This window comes from Nonomuraea sp. NPDC049419 (assembly GCF_040676995.1).
GTDB lineage: Bacteria > Actinomycetota > Actinomycetes > Streptosporangiales > Streptosporangiaceae > Nonomuraea > Nonomuraea salmonea.
In genome coordinates this window covers 460,159-472,444 of the sequence record NZ_JBFAQB010000005.1, presented here as the reverse complement: position 1 = coordinate 472,444, position 12,286 = coordinate 460,159, and the positions used below count along the sequence as shown (strand labels likewise).

Here is a 12,286-nt window from a genome sequence, read left to right as displayed (position 1 = left end):
GCCGGATGTGGGTGGCGGTTGTAGGGTGCGGCCATGTTCGCCGTTACCGCCACGCAGATCGATCCCGACAACCCGCTCGCCGGACTGACGCTGGGCGAGCACCCCGAGCCGAAGGTGCCGGACGGGTGGACGACCGTCACCGTACGCGCCGCCGCGCTCAACCACCACGACCTGTGGACGCTCAAGGGCGTCGGCATCCGCCAGGACCGCCTGCCGATCGTGCTGGGCTGCGACGCCGCCGGCGTGGACGAGGAGGGCAACGAGGTCATCGTGCACTCCGTGATCGGCTCCGGCCCCGACGAGACGCTCGACCCGAAGCGTTCGCTGCTGTCGGAGGTGCACGACGGCACGTTCGCCGACCGGGTGGCGGTGCCGCGGCGCAACCTGGTGCCCAAGCCGGCGGCGCTGAGTTTCGAGCACGCCGCCTGCCTGCCGACGGCGTGGCTGACCGCGTACCGGATGTTGTTCGAGAAGGCCGGGCTGGAGCCGGGCTCGACCGTGCTCGTGCAGGGAGCGGGCGGCGGCGTGGCGACGGCGCTGATCGCGCTGGGCCGGGCGGCCGGCTACCGGATCTGGGCCACCAGCCGGACGGAGGGCAAGCGGGCGGCGGCCCTGGAGCTGGGTGCGGACCAGGTGTTCGAGCCGGGGGCGCGGCTGCCCGAGCGGGTGGACGCGGTGATGGAGACGGTCGGGCAGGCCACGTGGGACCACTCGCTCAAGTCGCTCAAGCCGGGCGGGCGCATCGTCGTGTGCGGGGCGACCAGTGGCGCGGTGCCGCCCGCCGACCTCAACCGGGTCTTCTTCCTGCAGCTGTCGGTGGTGGGTTCGACGATGGGGACGCGGGAGCAGTTGCGGCGGCTGGCGGTGTTCCTGGAGCAGACGGGGGTGCGGCCGGTGGTCGACCGGGTGATGCCGATGGCGGAGGCGCGCGACGGGTTCTCCGCGCTGGCGTCAGGGGACATCTTCGGGAAGATCGTCTTTACCCGTTAGATAAGTGACAAGTTACTTCTGCTGACTTCTGGGTGATACAAGAAGGATGAGGCGTCTCACCCAGGAGTGATCAGCGTGGACGTTGTGCCGTTCGGCCCGGGTTCGATGCACTGGGACACCGCTGGGGAGTACCGCAACCTGCTCATCGCGGGCAGCGCGCTGGTGCTGCAGACCATGCATCCGGCCGTGGGGGCCGCGGTGGGGGAGCACTCGACGTACAAGCAGGATCCGTGGGGGCGGCTGCAGCGCACGCTGATCTCCGTGCAGAAGTGGGTGTACGGCGGCGCCGAGGGGCCGGCCGAAGGGCAGCGGCTGCGGCGGTTGCACGAGCCGATCGGCGGTGTGGACGAGCAGGGCCGGCGCTACCACGCCCTGAACGGTGAGGCGTGGGCCTGGGTGCATCTGACGTTGTTCGAGCGGTTCATCACGCTCAACCGCTATTTCGGCACCCCGTACACGACGGGCCAGTTGGAGCTGTTCTACGAGGAGTCGCGGCAGCTCGGAGCGATCCTGCGGGTGCCCGAGCGTGAGGTGCCCGCCGATCTGCCGGCGTTCCGTGCGTACTTCGACAGGATGGTGGCCGAGCGGCTCGAAGCTCACCCGACCGCCCTCGACGTGCTGGCCGCCATGCGCGGCACTCCCGCGCCGCCCGGACTGCCCGTTCCGCTGCGGCGGTTGTGGCGGCCGGTCGGGGCCGGAGCGGGGGAGTTGACGTCCTTCCTCACGGCCGGCACCCTGCCACCGGCCGTCCGGCGCACGCTCGGCTTACGTTGGACGGCCCGCGACGAACGCCGCTTACGCCGCTTGGGCCACGCGGTGGCGATGCTCAACCCGCGCCTCCCGGAACGCCTGCGCTACATGCCGCTCGCCTACCAGGCCCGCCGAGCGGCCCGCCGGACCCGCCGCCCCACCCCCCAGCACCTCCGCTCCGCCTGACTCCACGTTCGCCGGAGGAGCCCCCGCCCCGGCCAGGGGTGTGGGTGGGTCAGCGGTCGAGGATTTCGCGGATGCGGGTGGCGCTTTCGGTGAGGGTCGTGCGGAGTTCGGCCAGTTTGTCGGGGGTCAGGCGGGCCTCGGAGGCGTCGCGGCGGGCCTGGCCGACGAAGTCGGCGAGCAGCTCGCCCAGCTCGGCGTCCAGGTCGGCGCGGCCGGCGGGGCCGCCGGGCGGTGGGCCGCCGAGCGTGCTCCACGCCTCCTGCCAGATCCTGCGCCACTCCCTGCTGAGCCGCTCGCCCTCGTCCTGCCAGTGGTAGGCGTGCTCCATCCACTGGCGTTTCTGCTCGTCCCGCAGCCGCTTGAGGTCCTCCTTCTGCTGGCGGCGCAGCCGCCTGGTGTCCTCGGCGGCGCCGGTGCGCACGTCCTTGGCCATTCGGGTCAGCTCGTCGCGCAGTGAGCGTACGGTGTCGCGAACGTCCTCCTTGACCTCGCGCGCGATGTCGCGGACGGAGGCGGAGATCTCCTGCTCCAGGTCGGCGAGCTCGTCGAGCCGGTCGTTGAGCTCCTCGCGGCCCTTGTCGGTGATGGAGAACACCTTCTTGCCCTCGACCACCTCGTGCGTCACCAGGCCCTCTTCCTCCAGCCTGGCCAGGCGTGGGTAGATGGTGCCGGGGGAGGGCGAGTAGACGCCGAGGAAGCGGTCCTGGAGCAGCCGGATGACCTCGTAGCCGTGGCGCGGGCTCTCGTCCAGCAGCTTGAGCAGGTACAGCCGGAGCCGGCCGTGACCGAAGACAGGGCTCATTCCTTCTCTCCCTTGAGCAGCGTGACCTCGCCGGAGACCGTGGTGGCCGACAGCGAGGCCATGCCGCCGCCGAGCCGCCCGGACATCGACTTCATGCCGGGGGAGCTCTTGGTGGACAGTTCCTCGAAGGTGCTGACGAGCCGGCCGGAGGTGGATCGGGCGGTGACGTCCGCCTCCACGTTCTCGGGCAGCCTGACCAGGATGTCACCGGAGACGCTGTTGAGTGTCACGTGTCCGGTGGGGCGCAGGGACAGGTCGGCGGTGATGCGGCCGGAGACGGTGTTGGCCTTGAGCCGGTGCGGCGTGCCGTCGGCCACGGTGAGGTCGCCCGAGACGCTGATGAACGACAGGTCGCCGTCCATGGCGCGGGTCTCGACCGGGCCGGAGACGGTGTTGGCCGTCACCTCGCCGCTGACGCCGTCGAGCACGATCTCGCCGGAGACGCTCTTGACGTCCGTGACGCGCTCGAACCCGGCGACCACGGCCGGCGCCGTGACGACGCCCGCTTTGACCCGGCAGGTCTTGGGGACGGCGATGGACAGCACGGTTCTGCGTTGGTCGCGGCGCAGCCAGCCGAGCAGGCCGTCCCAGGTGAGGTCGCGGTAGGCGACGGTGAGCGTGCGGGTCTCCTCGTCGTAGGTGACGAGGAGCGGCGAGGCCGACGCGATCTCGGCGATCTCCAGGGTGGGCGGTCCGTCACTGGCCAGGACGTCGAGCCGACCCGCGACGATGCGTACGTCGAGGTCGTCGACCTGGTCGAAGGTGAGCCGGTCCGGCGCGTCGATCGTCCACTGTTGCATGCTCCCGCCCTTTCCCTGGCGTCATCCCTACGCAAGACACGATATGTCGCGTATGCCCGAAACTCAAGATGTATCGCGTTTTGCTTCGAGACTACCGCCGCGCTCCTCCAGGCGAGCGGCGGTCAGTCGTCCTCGTCGTCGTCGAGCCGGGCCAGCCACGTGGCCAGCCGCTCGATCGGCGTCTCGAACTCGGGGTTGAGATCGACGAACTCGCGCAGCCGCTCGCCCAGCCACAGCAGGCTGACCTCTTCCTCGCCACGCCGCTCGACCAGCTCTTCGATCCCCCGATCGGTGAAGTACATGGTTCTCCCTCGACTACCCGGGGCGACGCCGCCCCGTCTGACTGACAGCAGTGAGCCCCCGGCCACGCGGGGCAGGGGGCTCACCGTCGATCACATGAATGCTCAGCCGAAGATCTGGTGCAGGATCTCCTCGAGCTCCCGGTCGTGCGCGTTGTGCGAACCGGTCGCCGGCGAGCTGTTGGCCGTCCGCGACACCCGGCGGAGCGACCGGCCGCCCAGCACCTGCGGGTCCTCGGCCAGCTTGAGCGTGAGGTAGGGCCACGGACCCATGTTGGTGGGCTCGTCCTGGGCCCAGACCAGCTCGGCCTGCGCGCCGTAGCGGGTCAGCTCGGCCGCCAGCTCCTCCGCCGGGAACGGGTAGAGCCGCTCCAGCCGGACCAGCGCCACGTCGTCGCGCCCGGTCTTCTCGCGCTGCGCGAGCAGCTCGTAGTAGAGCTTGCCCGAGGTGAGCACGACCTTGGTCACCTTGGCCGGGTCGACGGTGGTGTCACCGAGGACCGGCTGGAAGGTGCCCGAGGTGAAGTCGGACGCCTTGGAGGTGGCCGCCTTGTGACGCAGCAGCACCTTCGGCGTGAAGACCACCAGCGGCTTGTGCCGCTCGGACTCCACCTGCCAGCGCAGCAGGTGGAAGTAGTTGGCCGGCGTGGTGGGCTGGGCGACGGTCATGTTGTCGAGCGCGCACACCTGGAGGAAGCGCTCGATGCGGGCCGAGGAGTGGTCGGGGCCCTGGCCCTCGTAGCCGTGCGGCAGCAGCAGCACGACCGAGGACCTCTGGCCCCACTTCTGCTCGCCCGACGAGATGAACTCGTCGATGATCGTCTGGGCGCCGTTGACGAAATCGCCGAACTGCGCCTCCCAGCAGACCAGGGCGTCGGGCCTGACCACGCTGTAGCCGTATTCGAAGCCGAGCGCCGCGAACTCGCTGAGCAGCGAGTCGTAGACGTAGAACTTCGTGGTGCCCTGGTTGAAGGTCTTGAGCGGCGTGTGGTCGGCGCCGGTCATGCGGTCGACGAGGACGGCGTGGCGCTGGGTGAACGTGCCGCGCCTGGAGTCCTGGCCGACCAGGCGCACCGGGTGGCCGTCGATCAGCAGCGAGCCGAAGGCCAGCGTCTCGCCCATCGCCCAGTCGATCGAGTCCTGCTCGACCATCTGGCCGCGGCGCTGCAGCACCGGCGCGAGACGCGGATGCGGCGTGAAGCCCTCGGGCAGGCTGAGCTGGGTGTCGACGATGCGCTTGAGCGTCTCGTCGCTGATCGCGGTCGGGGTGTCGGCGTGGGACCACTTGACGACCTCGGTCGGCGGCACCCGCATGGCGGCCGCCTCCTTGGGCTTCTTCGCCGCCTCGCGGACCTCGGTGAACGCCTGCTCCAGCTTGGCCTGGTAGTCGCGCAGCGCCTGCTCGGCCTCTTCGACCGTGATGTCGCCGCGGCCGATCAGGGCCTCGGTGTAGAGCTTGCGGGTCGAGCGCTTGGCGTCGATGAGGTCGTACATCAGCGGCTGGGTGAAGGCGGGGTTGTCGCCCTCGTTGTGGCCGCGGCGGCGGTAGCAGATGAGGTCGATGACGACGTCCTTGCGGAACGCCTGGCGGTATTCGTAGGCCAGCTGGCCCACCCGCACGACGGCCTCGGGGTCGTCGCCGTTGACGTGGAAGATCGGCGCCTGGATCATCCGCGCGACGTCGGTCGCGTAGACCGACGAGCGGGACGAGGCGGGCGAGGTGGTGAAGCCGACCTGGTTGTTGACCACGACGTGCACGGTGCCGCCGGTGCGGTAGCCGCGCAGCTGCGACAGGTTGAGCGTCTCGGCCACCACGCCCTGGCCGGCGAAGGCCGCGTCGCCGTGGACGAGGACGGGAAGGACGGTGAAGCCCTCCTCGCCGCGTTCGAGAAGGTCCTGCTTGGCGCGGACGACGCCCTCCAGCACCGGGTCGACCGCCTCCAGGTGGGAGGGGTTGGCGACCACGGACGCGGTGATCGTCTTGCCGCTCGGCGCGGTGAACGTGCCGGTGGCGCCCAGGTGGTACTTCACGTCGCCGGAGCCGTGGGCGGTGCGGGGGTCGATGTTGCCCTCGAACTCGCCGAAGATCTGCGCGTAGGACTTGCCGACGATGTTGGCCAGCACGTTGAGCCGGCCGCGGTGGGCCATGCCGATGACGACCTCGTCGAGGTCCTCGTCGGCGGCGTCGCTGATCACCGAGTCGAGCAGCGGGATGAGGGACTCGCCGCCCTCCAGCGAGAAGCGCTTCTGGCCGACGAACTTCGTCTGCAGGAACGTCTCGAACGCCTCGGCGGTGTTGAGCCGCGACAGGATGTTGAGCTGCTCGTCGCGCTCGGGCGACTTGTGCGGCTTCTCCACCCGCGCCTGGATCCAGGCCCGCTCCTCGGGGTTCTGGATGTGCATGTACTCGATGCCGACCGTGCGGCAGTAGGAGTCGCGCAGCACGCCCAGGATCTCGCGCAGCTTCATCAGCGGGCGGCCGCCGAAACCGCCGGTGGCGAACTCGCGCTCGAGGTCCCACAGCGTCAGGCCGTGGCTCTGGATGTCGAGGTCGGGGTGCTTGCGCTGCTTGTACTCCAGCGGGTCGGTCTCGGCCATGAGGTGGCCGCGCACGCGGTAGGCGTGGATCAGCTCGATCACGCGGGCGGACTTGGCCACGTCGTCGTCGTGGGAGGCCGAGATGTCCTGGACCCAGCGGACCGGCTCGTACGGGATCCGCAGCGCCTCGAAGATCTCGTCGTAGAAGCCGTCCTCGCCGAGCAGCAACCGGTGGATCTGGCGCAGGAAGTCGCCCGACTGGGCGCCCTGGATGATCCGGTGGTCGTAGGTGCTGGTCAGCGTCATGACCTTGGAGACGGCCAGGCGCGACAGCGTGTCGGGCGACGCGCCCTGGTATTCGGCCGGGTATTCCATGGCGCCGACGCCGATGATGGTGCCCTGGCCGGGCATCAGGCGCGGCACGGAGTGGACGGTGCCGATGGTGCCGGGGTTGGTCAGCGAGATCGTGGTGCCGGAGAAGTCGTCGACGCCGAGCTTGCCGGCCCGCGCCTTGCGTACGACCTCTTCGTAGGCCATCCAGAACTGGCGGAAGTCCATCTCCTCGGCGCCCTTGATCGAGGGCACGAGGAGCTGGCGGTCGCCGTTGCTCTTCTGGACGTCGATGGCCAGGCCGAAGCCGACGTGCTCGGGCTTGACCAGCGTGGGCTTGCCGTCGATCTCCGCGTAGGAGTAGTTCATCTCCGGCATGGCCTTCAGCGCCTTGACGATCGCGAACCCGATCAGGTGCGTGAAGGAGACCTTGCCGCCGCGGCCCCGCTTGAGGTGATTGTTGATCACGATGCGGTTGTCGATGAGCAGCTTGGCCGGGATGGCACGGACGCTGGTCGCGGTCGGCACCGACAGCGACAGGTCCATGTTGGCGGCCGTGCGGGCCGCCGCACCGCGCAGCTTGACCTCCTCGGCGCCCTTGGGCACCGGGGTGGCGGGCTGCTTCGGCTTGTCAGCCGCGGCCGGAGCCGCGGGTGGCGCCTTCGGCGGCGCCTTGGGAGGCGCGGGCGCGGTCACAGTGCCGTTCGCCGCCTCCCTGACCGGGGATCGGCCCGGTCCGTAATCAGGGTTGTAGTCAGCGAAGAAGTTCCACCAGGCCTTGTCGACCGACTCTGGATCTTGGAGGTACTTCTGGTACAGCTCGTCGACAAGCCATTCGTTCTGACCAAAGCTTGCCAGCGGGTTTGTCCGCGACGACTCAGACGACACGGCGGAAATCGCCCTCTTCCGCAGATCGGCGTTGATGTTAGAGAACCTGTCCAAGGCTACTCGCCCGGACCGGCACTGCGCGCCCAAGAGGGCGTGCCGCCTCGAACGATCGTCCCAGGACCGTGCAAAGACGTCACGCCCCCCTAGTCAATCCGGGTGGTGCAGCCTTTATTACTCTTTGGTATCAACACCTGTGGGGGAGGTTTATTTCCCCGAGGTCAGCAGTCTGCGGGCGATGCGCACGTCAGGCGACAGCTCCGCGAGGAGCGCGGCGAGCTCGTCGCCGGCCTGCTCCAGCTCCTCCAGCGACATCGGCTCTAGGCGTTCGAGCAGGAAGATCGCGTTGGTGGTGTCCTCGGTGAGCCGGGTGCGCACGACCTGGCGCCAGTTCCAGCGGCGGCAGGTGACGCCCTCGTCGTCGCGCCAGATGACCTCGCCTGGCTCGGGCTGACCGAGCGCCTCCTCCGACGGCTCGTCGCCGGCGGCCCGTACGAGCCGCGCGGGGCCGACGTAGCGGTCGAGGTCCTCGCCGCCGATGGGCAGCGCGTGCCTGACGCTCACCGAGTTGTACGCGTCGACCGCCTGGTTGATCTCCGGCAGCGGCATGCGCCGGGTGAGCGCGTCGACCGAGGGGCGGGTGCGCTGCGGCTTGGCGCCGAACGCGCGGTAGGCCTCTTTCCAGGCGTCGATCTTGGCGGTCTGGATCTCCTCTTCGCCGGCCGCCTTCAGCCAGGCGCGCGACCGGTCGTCGGTGGGCCCGTTGCGCAGGCCGTGTGCGGTCATGACCAGCACCGCGAAGTCGGGGCGCAGTGCGAAGACGGAGTCGTCAACCCAGATGTCGTCGAGCATCCCCACAGTCTAGGAGCCGGGAAAACCGCAAAAATCCCTTTGCAAAAAGGTCTTTGCGGTCTATCGTCAGGGACATGGAGGACCGGTACAAGATCAGTGACCCGCAGGCGCTCAAGGTGGTCGCGCACCCGCTGCGCGGCCGACTGCTCGGCCTGCTGCGCTCGGAAGGCCCCGCCACGGCCAGCGAGCTCGGCCGCAGGACCGGCGAGAGCTCGGGCTCGACCAGCTACCACCTGCGCGAGCTGTTCAAGTACGGCTTCATCGAGGAGGACACGGAAGGCCGCGACGGCCGCGAGCGCCGCTGGCGCGCCCGCCACCGCTACACCTCGTGGAACAGCCGCGAGATGGTCGAGGTGCCGGGCGGGCGCGAGGCGGTCGAGGTCATCAGGACGCGGCAGGCCGAGGTGCTGGCCGAGGCGGTGCTGGGCTTCGACGAGGACGCCTGGTCGCCGGAGTGGGTCGAGGCGGCCGGCATCGACGACCACCTCTTCGAGCTGCCCCCTGCGGCGCTGACGGAGTTCCTGAGGCGGTCCCAGGACCTGCTGAACGAGCTCGCCGCCCGCCACGAGAGCGCCCCCGGCGTGCAGCCGGTCCACGTTTTCGTGGGGGGCTTTCCCCAGAAGCGGAGGGACGAGTCATGACCGCACGATCGGCACTGCGTCGCTACATGCTGGTCAATTTCCTGACCTGGCTTCCCATGGGGCTGATGGTGGCCGGCATGGTGCTGCTGATGAGCGAACGGGGGCTCGGCCTGGCCCAGATCGGGCTGGTCACCACCGTGTTCTCGATCGTCACCCTTAGCCTGGAGCTGCCCACCGGCGGGCTGTCCGACGTCGTGGGGCGCCGGGTGGTGCTGGCCGCGTCGGCCGCCTTCACGGTGGTCTCGCTCGCGATGCTCAGCGTGTCAACGACGTTCTGGATGTTCCTGGTGAGCGGCGTGCTCAAGGGCGTGGCCAGGGCGCTGTCCAGCGGCCCCGCCACCTCCTGGTACGTCGACACGCTGCACGCCGTCGAGGGCCACGACGCCGACCTCAAGCCGGGCCTGGCCAAGGGCGCGGTGATGGAGTCCGTGGCCTTGTGCGCGGGCGTGCTGGCCGGCGGCTGCCTGCCGCTGCTGGTGCCGCCTTCGCTGATGTTCCCGCTGGCCGCGCCCCCGCTGGCGGGCGCGGTGGCTGCTGCGGTGCTGCTGGTCGTGGTGCTGTTCACGCTGCCCGAGCCGGCGCACGGCCGCAGGACGTTCGCGGACGTGCTGCGCGAGGTGCCCGCCACGATCGTCTCCGGCGTCAGGCTGGCGGCGGGCGGGCCGGTGCTGCGCCGCATGATGGGCGCCGCCGCGGTCTCGGGCGTCATGCTGACGAGTGTCGAGCTGCTCACGCCGGGCCGGCTGGCCGAGCTGGCCGGCACGGCCGAGCGGGGCAGCCTGTTCTACGCGGTGGTCGCGGCGCTCGGGTTCGCCGGCAGCGCGGCGGGCAGCGCGCTCGCGCCCCGCGCGGCCCGGCTCACCGGGAGCTCGGCGCGGGGAGCGATCACGGGGACGGTGCTGAGCGCCCTGGCCGTCGCCGCGCTGGCCGCCACGGCGGAGCTGGACGGCCCGGCGGGCACGGCGAGCGCGGGCCTCGCCTACGTCGTGCTGTTCGTCGGCCTCGCGATCGCCTCGGTGCTCTGCCTGGAGCTGACGCACAAGGCGGTCACCGCGGCCGACCGCACCACCGTGACCTCGACGTCCTCGCTGGCCCTGCAGGGCGGCGGCGCGGCGGCGAACCTGGCGCTCGGCGCGCTGGCCGCCCAGGCGGGCCTGGCCACGGCCTGGGGGGTCGTGGTCGTGGTGCTGCTGGCCTCGACGCTGCTGTTCGTCCGGATGCCGGCCGGCGGCGCTAGAGGCTCCAGTCCAGCTCAGGCCCTACCGGCACGATCCGGCTCGGGTTGATGGCGGTCTGGGTGAGGTAGTAATGACGCTTGATCTGGTCGAAGTCGGTGGTCTCGTGGAAGGCCGGGATGGCATAGAGGCGCCTGGCGTACGCCCACAGCGCCGGATAGTCCACCAGTCGCCGGACGGAGCACTTGAAGTGCGTGTGGTAGACCGTGTCGAAGCGCGCCAGCGTGGTGTAGAGGCGCACGTCGCTGTCGGTGAGGGTGTCGAAGAGGAACTCCGACTCCGCCAGGCGCACCTCCAGGAAGTCGAGGGTGGTGAAGACGCGGGCCACCGCCTCCTCGTACACCTGCTGGTCACGGGAGAAGCCCGCCTCGTAGACCGCGTTGTTCAGGCCGTGATAGAGGCGGTCGTTCATGATGTCGACGTCGGGGCGCAGGCGCTCGGGATAGAGGTTGGGCGAGGTGCCCCATGACGTCTCCAGATCGAGGGTGATCTGGGGGAAGTCGTTGGTGACGATGCGCTCGTCCTGGGTGTCCCAGATGCACGGGACGGTGTAGCGGCCCACGTAGCCGGGGTCGGTGGCGTGGTAGAGCTCCGACAGGTACTCGGGGTCGCCGCCGGGCACCCGCCAGCCCTTCTCGTCGCGGATGGGGTCGGTGATCGCGACGTCGAGCAGCTCTTCGAGGCCGAGCAGCTTGCGGACGATGAGCACGCGCTGGGCCCACGGGCAGGCGTAGGAGGCGTAGAGGCGGTAGCGGCCGGGCTCGGGCGGGCCGAGCCGATCCGTGAAACGGTTCGGCTGGCGGACGAAGCGGCCATCATTCGAGATCTCGCGGCTCAGCTTCATGACCCCTAGTAGAACACGATTCTGCTACAGAACTATATTCGGCACGTGGCGAAATTCATGGTGACCCCTGCGAACGTGGCACAGCGGGAGGCGTGGCTCGGCGGGGCCGTCCCCGGCGTCGAGCGCGTACGTCCCGGTTTGTGGTCCATCCCGGTCCCGATCCCGATCAACCCCCTCCGGTACGTGCTGGTCTACGCACTCGAGCTGCCCGACGGCGTGGCGATCATCGACGCCGGCTGGAACACCGACGAGGCGTACGACGCGCTCGCGGCCGGCCTGGGCGTGGCCGGATACGCGATCACCGACGTCAAGGGCGTGCTCGTCACCCACATCCACCCCGACCACTACGGCCTGGCCGGGCGGGTCCGCGAGGCGTCGGGCGCCTGGATCGCGCTGCACCCGGCCGACGCCCGCCTCATCCGCGAGCGCTACGACGACGCGCTCATCGACTCCTTGGTGGAGCGCGAGCGCGCGCTGCTGCGCCGCTGCGGCGTGCCCGACCTGACCCTGGACGAGCTGGCCGGCGCCTCCATGATGATCAGGCACGTGGTCACGATGGCCAAGCCGGACCGCCTGGTCGAGGACGGCGACGACATGAAGCTGCCCGGCTGGGACCTGCGCGCCGTCTGGACGCCGGGGCACTCGCCCGGCCACCTGTGCTTCGTCTCGCCGGAGCGGCGGGTGCTGTTCTCCGGCGACCACGTGCTCGCCAAGATCACGCCCATCGTGGCCGTGCACCCGCAGTCGGGGCCGAACCCGCTGGCCGACTACCTCGACGCGCTGGCCGCCGTGCGCAAGCTGGAGGTGGACGAGGTGCTGCCCGCGCACGAGTACCGCTTCCTGGAGCTGGCCGAGCGGGTGGACACCGCGATGGCGCACCACGACGCCCGGCTGGCCGAGATCGAGCAGGTGCTGGCCGAGGGCGGCGCGGCGGCCTGCTGGGACGTCGCCACCCGGCTCACCTGGTCGCGGCCCTGGGAGACGATCCCGCCGTTCATGCGGCGCTCGGCCAACAACGAGACGCTGGCGCACCTGGCGTGGCTGGAGGCCAAGGGGAGAGTGGTCAGGGAGCCGGGCGAGCCGGACCTGTGGCGCGCGCCCTGAGCCGGTTATCGTAGGCGTACTAGAATGTTG

General features: G+C 70.1%; 11 protein-coding genes. 5 read left to right on the top strand and 6 right to left on the bottom strand.

The genetic code is table 11. The features are described 5' to 3' along the window. The first annotated feature begins 33 nt into the window (after window positions 1–33). Window positions 34–990 carry a zinc-binding dehydrogenase gene (locus AB0K12_RS19390; RefSeq protein ID WP_364562547.1) on the top strand — a complete coding sequence of 319 codons (957 nt, stop codon included), beginning with the start codon at window positions 34–36 and terminating at the stop codon, window positions 988–990. Window positions 991–1,065: 75 nt separating this feature from the next. Then, on the top strand, window positions 1,066–1,926 hold the full coding sequence (locus AB0K12_RS19385) for an oxygenase MpaB family protein (RefSeq protein ID WP_364562544.1): 861 nt from the start codon (window positions 1,066–1,068) through the stop codon (window positions 1,924–1,926). A gap of 49 nt (window positions 1,927–1,975) precedes the next feature. Here AB0K12_RS19385 and AB0K12_RS19380 read toward each other — a convergent pair whose 3' ends face one another. The 5 genes from AB0K12_RS19380 to AB0K12_RS19360 all read right to left on the bottom strand — a co-directional run bounded on the left by AB0K12_RS19380 (window position 1,976) and on the right by AB0K12_RS19360 (window position 8,432). Further along, window positions 1,976–2,728 carry a helix-turn-helix transcriptional regulator gene (locus tag AB0K12_RS19380; RefSeq protein WP_345389496.1) on the bottom strand — a complete coding sequence of 251 codons (753 nt, stop codon included), beginning with the start codon at window positions 2,726–2,728 and terminating at the stop codon, window positions 1,976–1,978. Next, window positions 2,725–3,528 (bottom strand): DUF4097 family beta strand repeat-containing protein, encoded by an 804-nt coding sequence (locus AB0K12_RS19375; RefSeq protein WP_364562535.1) that lies wholly within the window; start codon window positions 3,526–3,528, stop codon window positions 2,725–2,727. Before AB0K12_RS19375 ends, AB0K12_RS19380 begins: the two co-directional genes overlap by 4 nt. 122 nt (window positions 3,529–3,650) lie before the next feature. Then, window positions 3,651–3,830 (bottom strand): DUF6104 family protein, encoded by a 180-nt coding sequence (locus tag AB0K12_RS19370; protein WP_080045373.1) that lies wholly within the window; start codon window positions 3,828–3,830, stop codon window positions 3,651–3,653. Window positions 3,831–3,932: 102 nt separating this feature from the next. Then, window positions 3,933–7,583 carry a multifunctional oxoglutarate decarboxylase/oxoglutarate dehydrogenase thiamine pyrophosphate-binding subunit/dihydrolipoyllysine-residue succinyltransferase subunit gene (locus AB0K12_RS19365; RefSeq protein WP_364562531.1) on the bottom strand — a complete coding sequence of 1,217 codons (3,651 nt, stop codon included), beginning with the start codon at window positions 7,581–7,583 and terminating at the stop codon, window positions 3,933–3,935. Window positions 7,584–7,787: 204 nt separating this feature from the next. Beyond that, on the bottom strand, window positions 7,788–8,432 hold the full coding sequence (locus AB0K12_RS19360) for a phenylalanine--tRNA ligase beta subunit-related protein (RefSeq protein ID WP_364562528.1): 645 nt from the start codon (window positions 8,430–8,432) through the stop codon (window positions 7,788–7,790). Window positions 8,433–8,506: 74 nt separating this feature from the next. Here AB0K12_RS19360 and AB0K12_RS19355 point away from each other — a divergent pair, with 74 nt between their 5' ends. Both AB0K12_RS19355 and AB0K12_RS19350 read left to right on the top strand, forming a co-directional pair. Beyond that, complete coding sequence (locus tag AB0K12_RS19355) at window positions 8,507–9,073, top strand: winged helix-turn-helix domain-containing protein (protein ID WP_364562525.1); 567 nt, start codon at window positions 8,507–8,509, stop codon at window positions 9,071–9,073. After that, the gene (locus tag AB0K12_RS19350; protein WP_364562522.1) at window positions 9,070–10,359 is read left to right on the top strand and encodes an MFS transporter; all 1,290 of its coding nucleotides are present in this window, start codon (window positions 9,070–9,072) and stop codon (window positions 10,357–10,359) included. Before AB0K12_RS19355 ends, AB0K12_RS19350 begins: the two co-directional genes overlap by 4 nt. On the opposite strand, the gene AB0K12_RS19345 is transcribed toward AB0K12_RS19350, so the two are convergent. Beyond that, complete coding sequence (locus AB0K12_RS19345; protein ID WP_364562519.1) at window positions 10,307–11,152, bottom strand: glutathione S-transferase C-terminal domain-containing protein; 846 nt, start codon at window positions 11,150–11,152, stop codon at window positions 10,307–10,309. The genes AB0K12_RS19350 and AB0K12_RS19345 overlap by 53 nt on opposite strands. A 45-nt stretch (window positions 11,153–11,197) precedes the next feature. On the opposite strand from AB0K12_RS19345, the gene AB0K12_RS19340 reads away from it, so the two are divergent. Next, window positions 11,198–12,256: an MBL fold metallo-hydrolase gene (locus AB0K12_RS19340; RefSeq protein WP_364562516.1), complete on the top strand. Its 1,059-nt coding sequence runs from the start codon at window positions 11,198–11,200 to the stop codon at window positions 12,254–12,256. The last annotated feature ends 30 nt before the right edge of the window (window positions 12,257–12,286 follow it).

What these genes read in the sequence shown, in the direction of transcription:
- AB0K12_RS19375 (WP_364562535.1), bottom strand. Translation starts at nt 3,528, where the DNA reads ATGCAACAGTGGACGATCGACGCGCCGGACCGGCTCACCTTCGACCAG.
- AB0K12_RS19350 (WP_364562522.1), top strand. Translation starts at nt 9,070, where the DNA reads ATGACCGCACGATCGGCACTGCGTCGCTACATGCTGGTCAATTTCCTG.
- AB0K12_RS19355 (WP_364562525.1), top strand. Translation starts at nt 8,507, where the DNA reads ATGGAGGACCGGTACAAGATCAGTGACCCGCAGGCGCTCAAGGTGGTC.
- AB0K12_RS19345 (WP_364562519.1), bottom strand. Translation starts at nt 11,152, where the DNA reads ATGAAGCTGAGCCGCGAGATCTCGAATGATGGCCGCTTCGTCCGCCAG.
- AB0K12_RS19370 (WP_080045373.1), bottom strand. Translation starts at nt 3,830, where the DNA reads ATGTACTTCACCGATCGGGGGATCGAAGAGCTGGTCGAGCGGCGTGGC.
- AB0K12_RS19380 (WP_345389496.1), bottom strand. Translation starts at nt 2,728, where the DNA reads ATGAGCCCTGTCTTCGGTCACGGCCGGCTCCGGCTGTACCTGCTCAAG.
- AB0K12_RS19390 (WP_364562547.1), top strand. Translation starts at nt 34, where the DNA reads ATGTTCGCCGTTACCGCCACGCAGATCGATCCCGACAACCCGCTCGCC.
- AB0K12_RS19360 (WP_364562528.1), bottom strand. Translation starts at nt 8,432, where the DNA reads ATGCTCGACGACATCTGGGTTGACGACTCCGTCTTCGCACTGCGCCCC.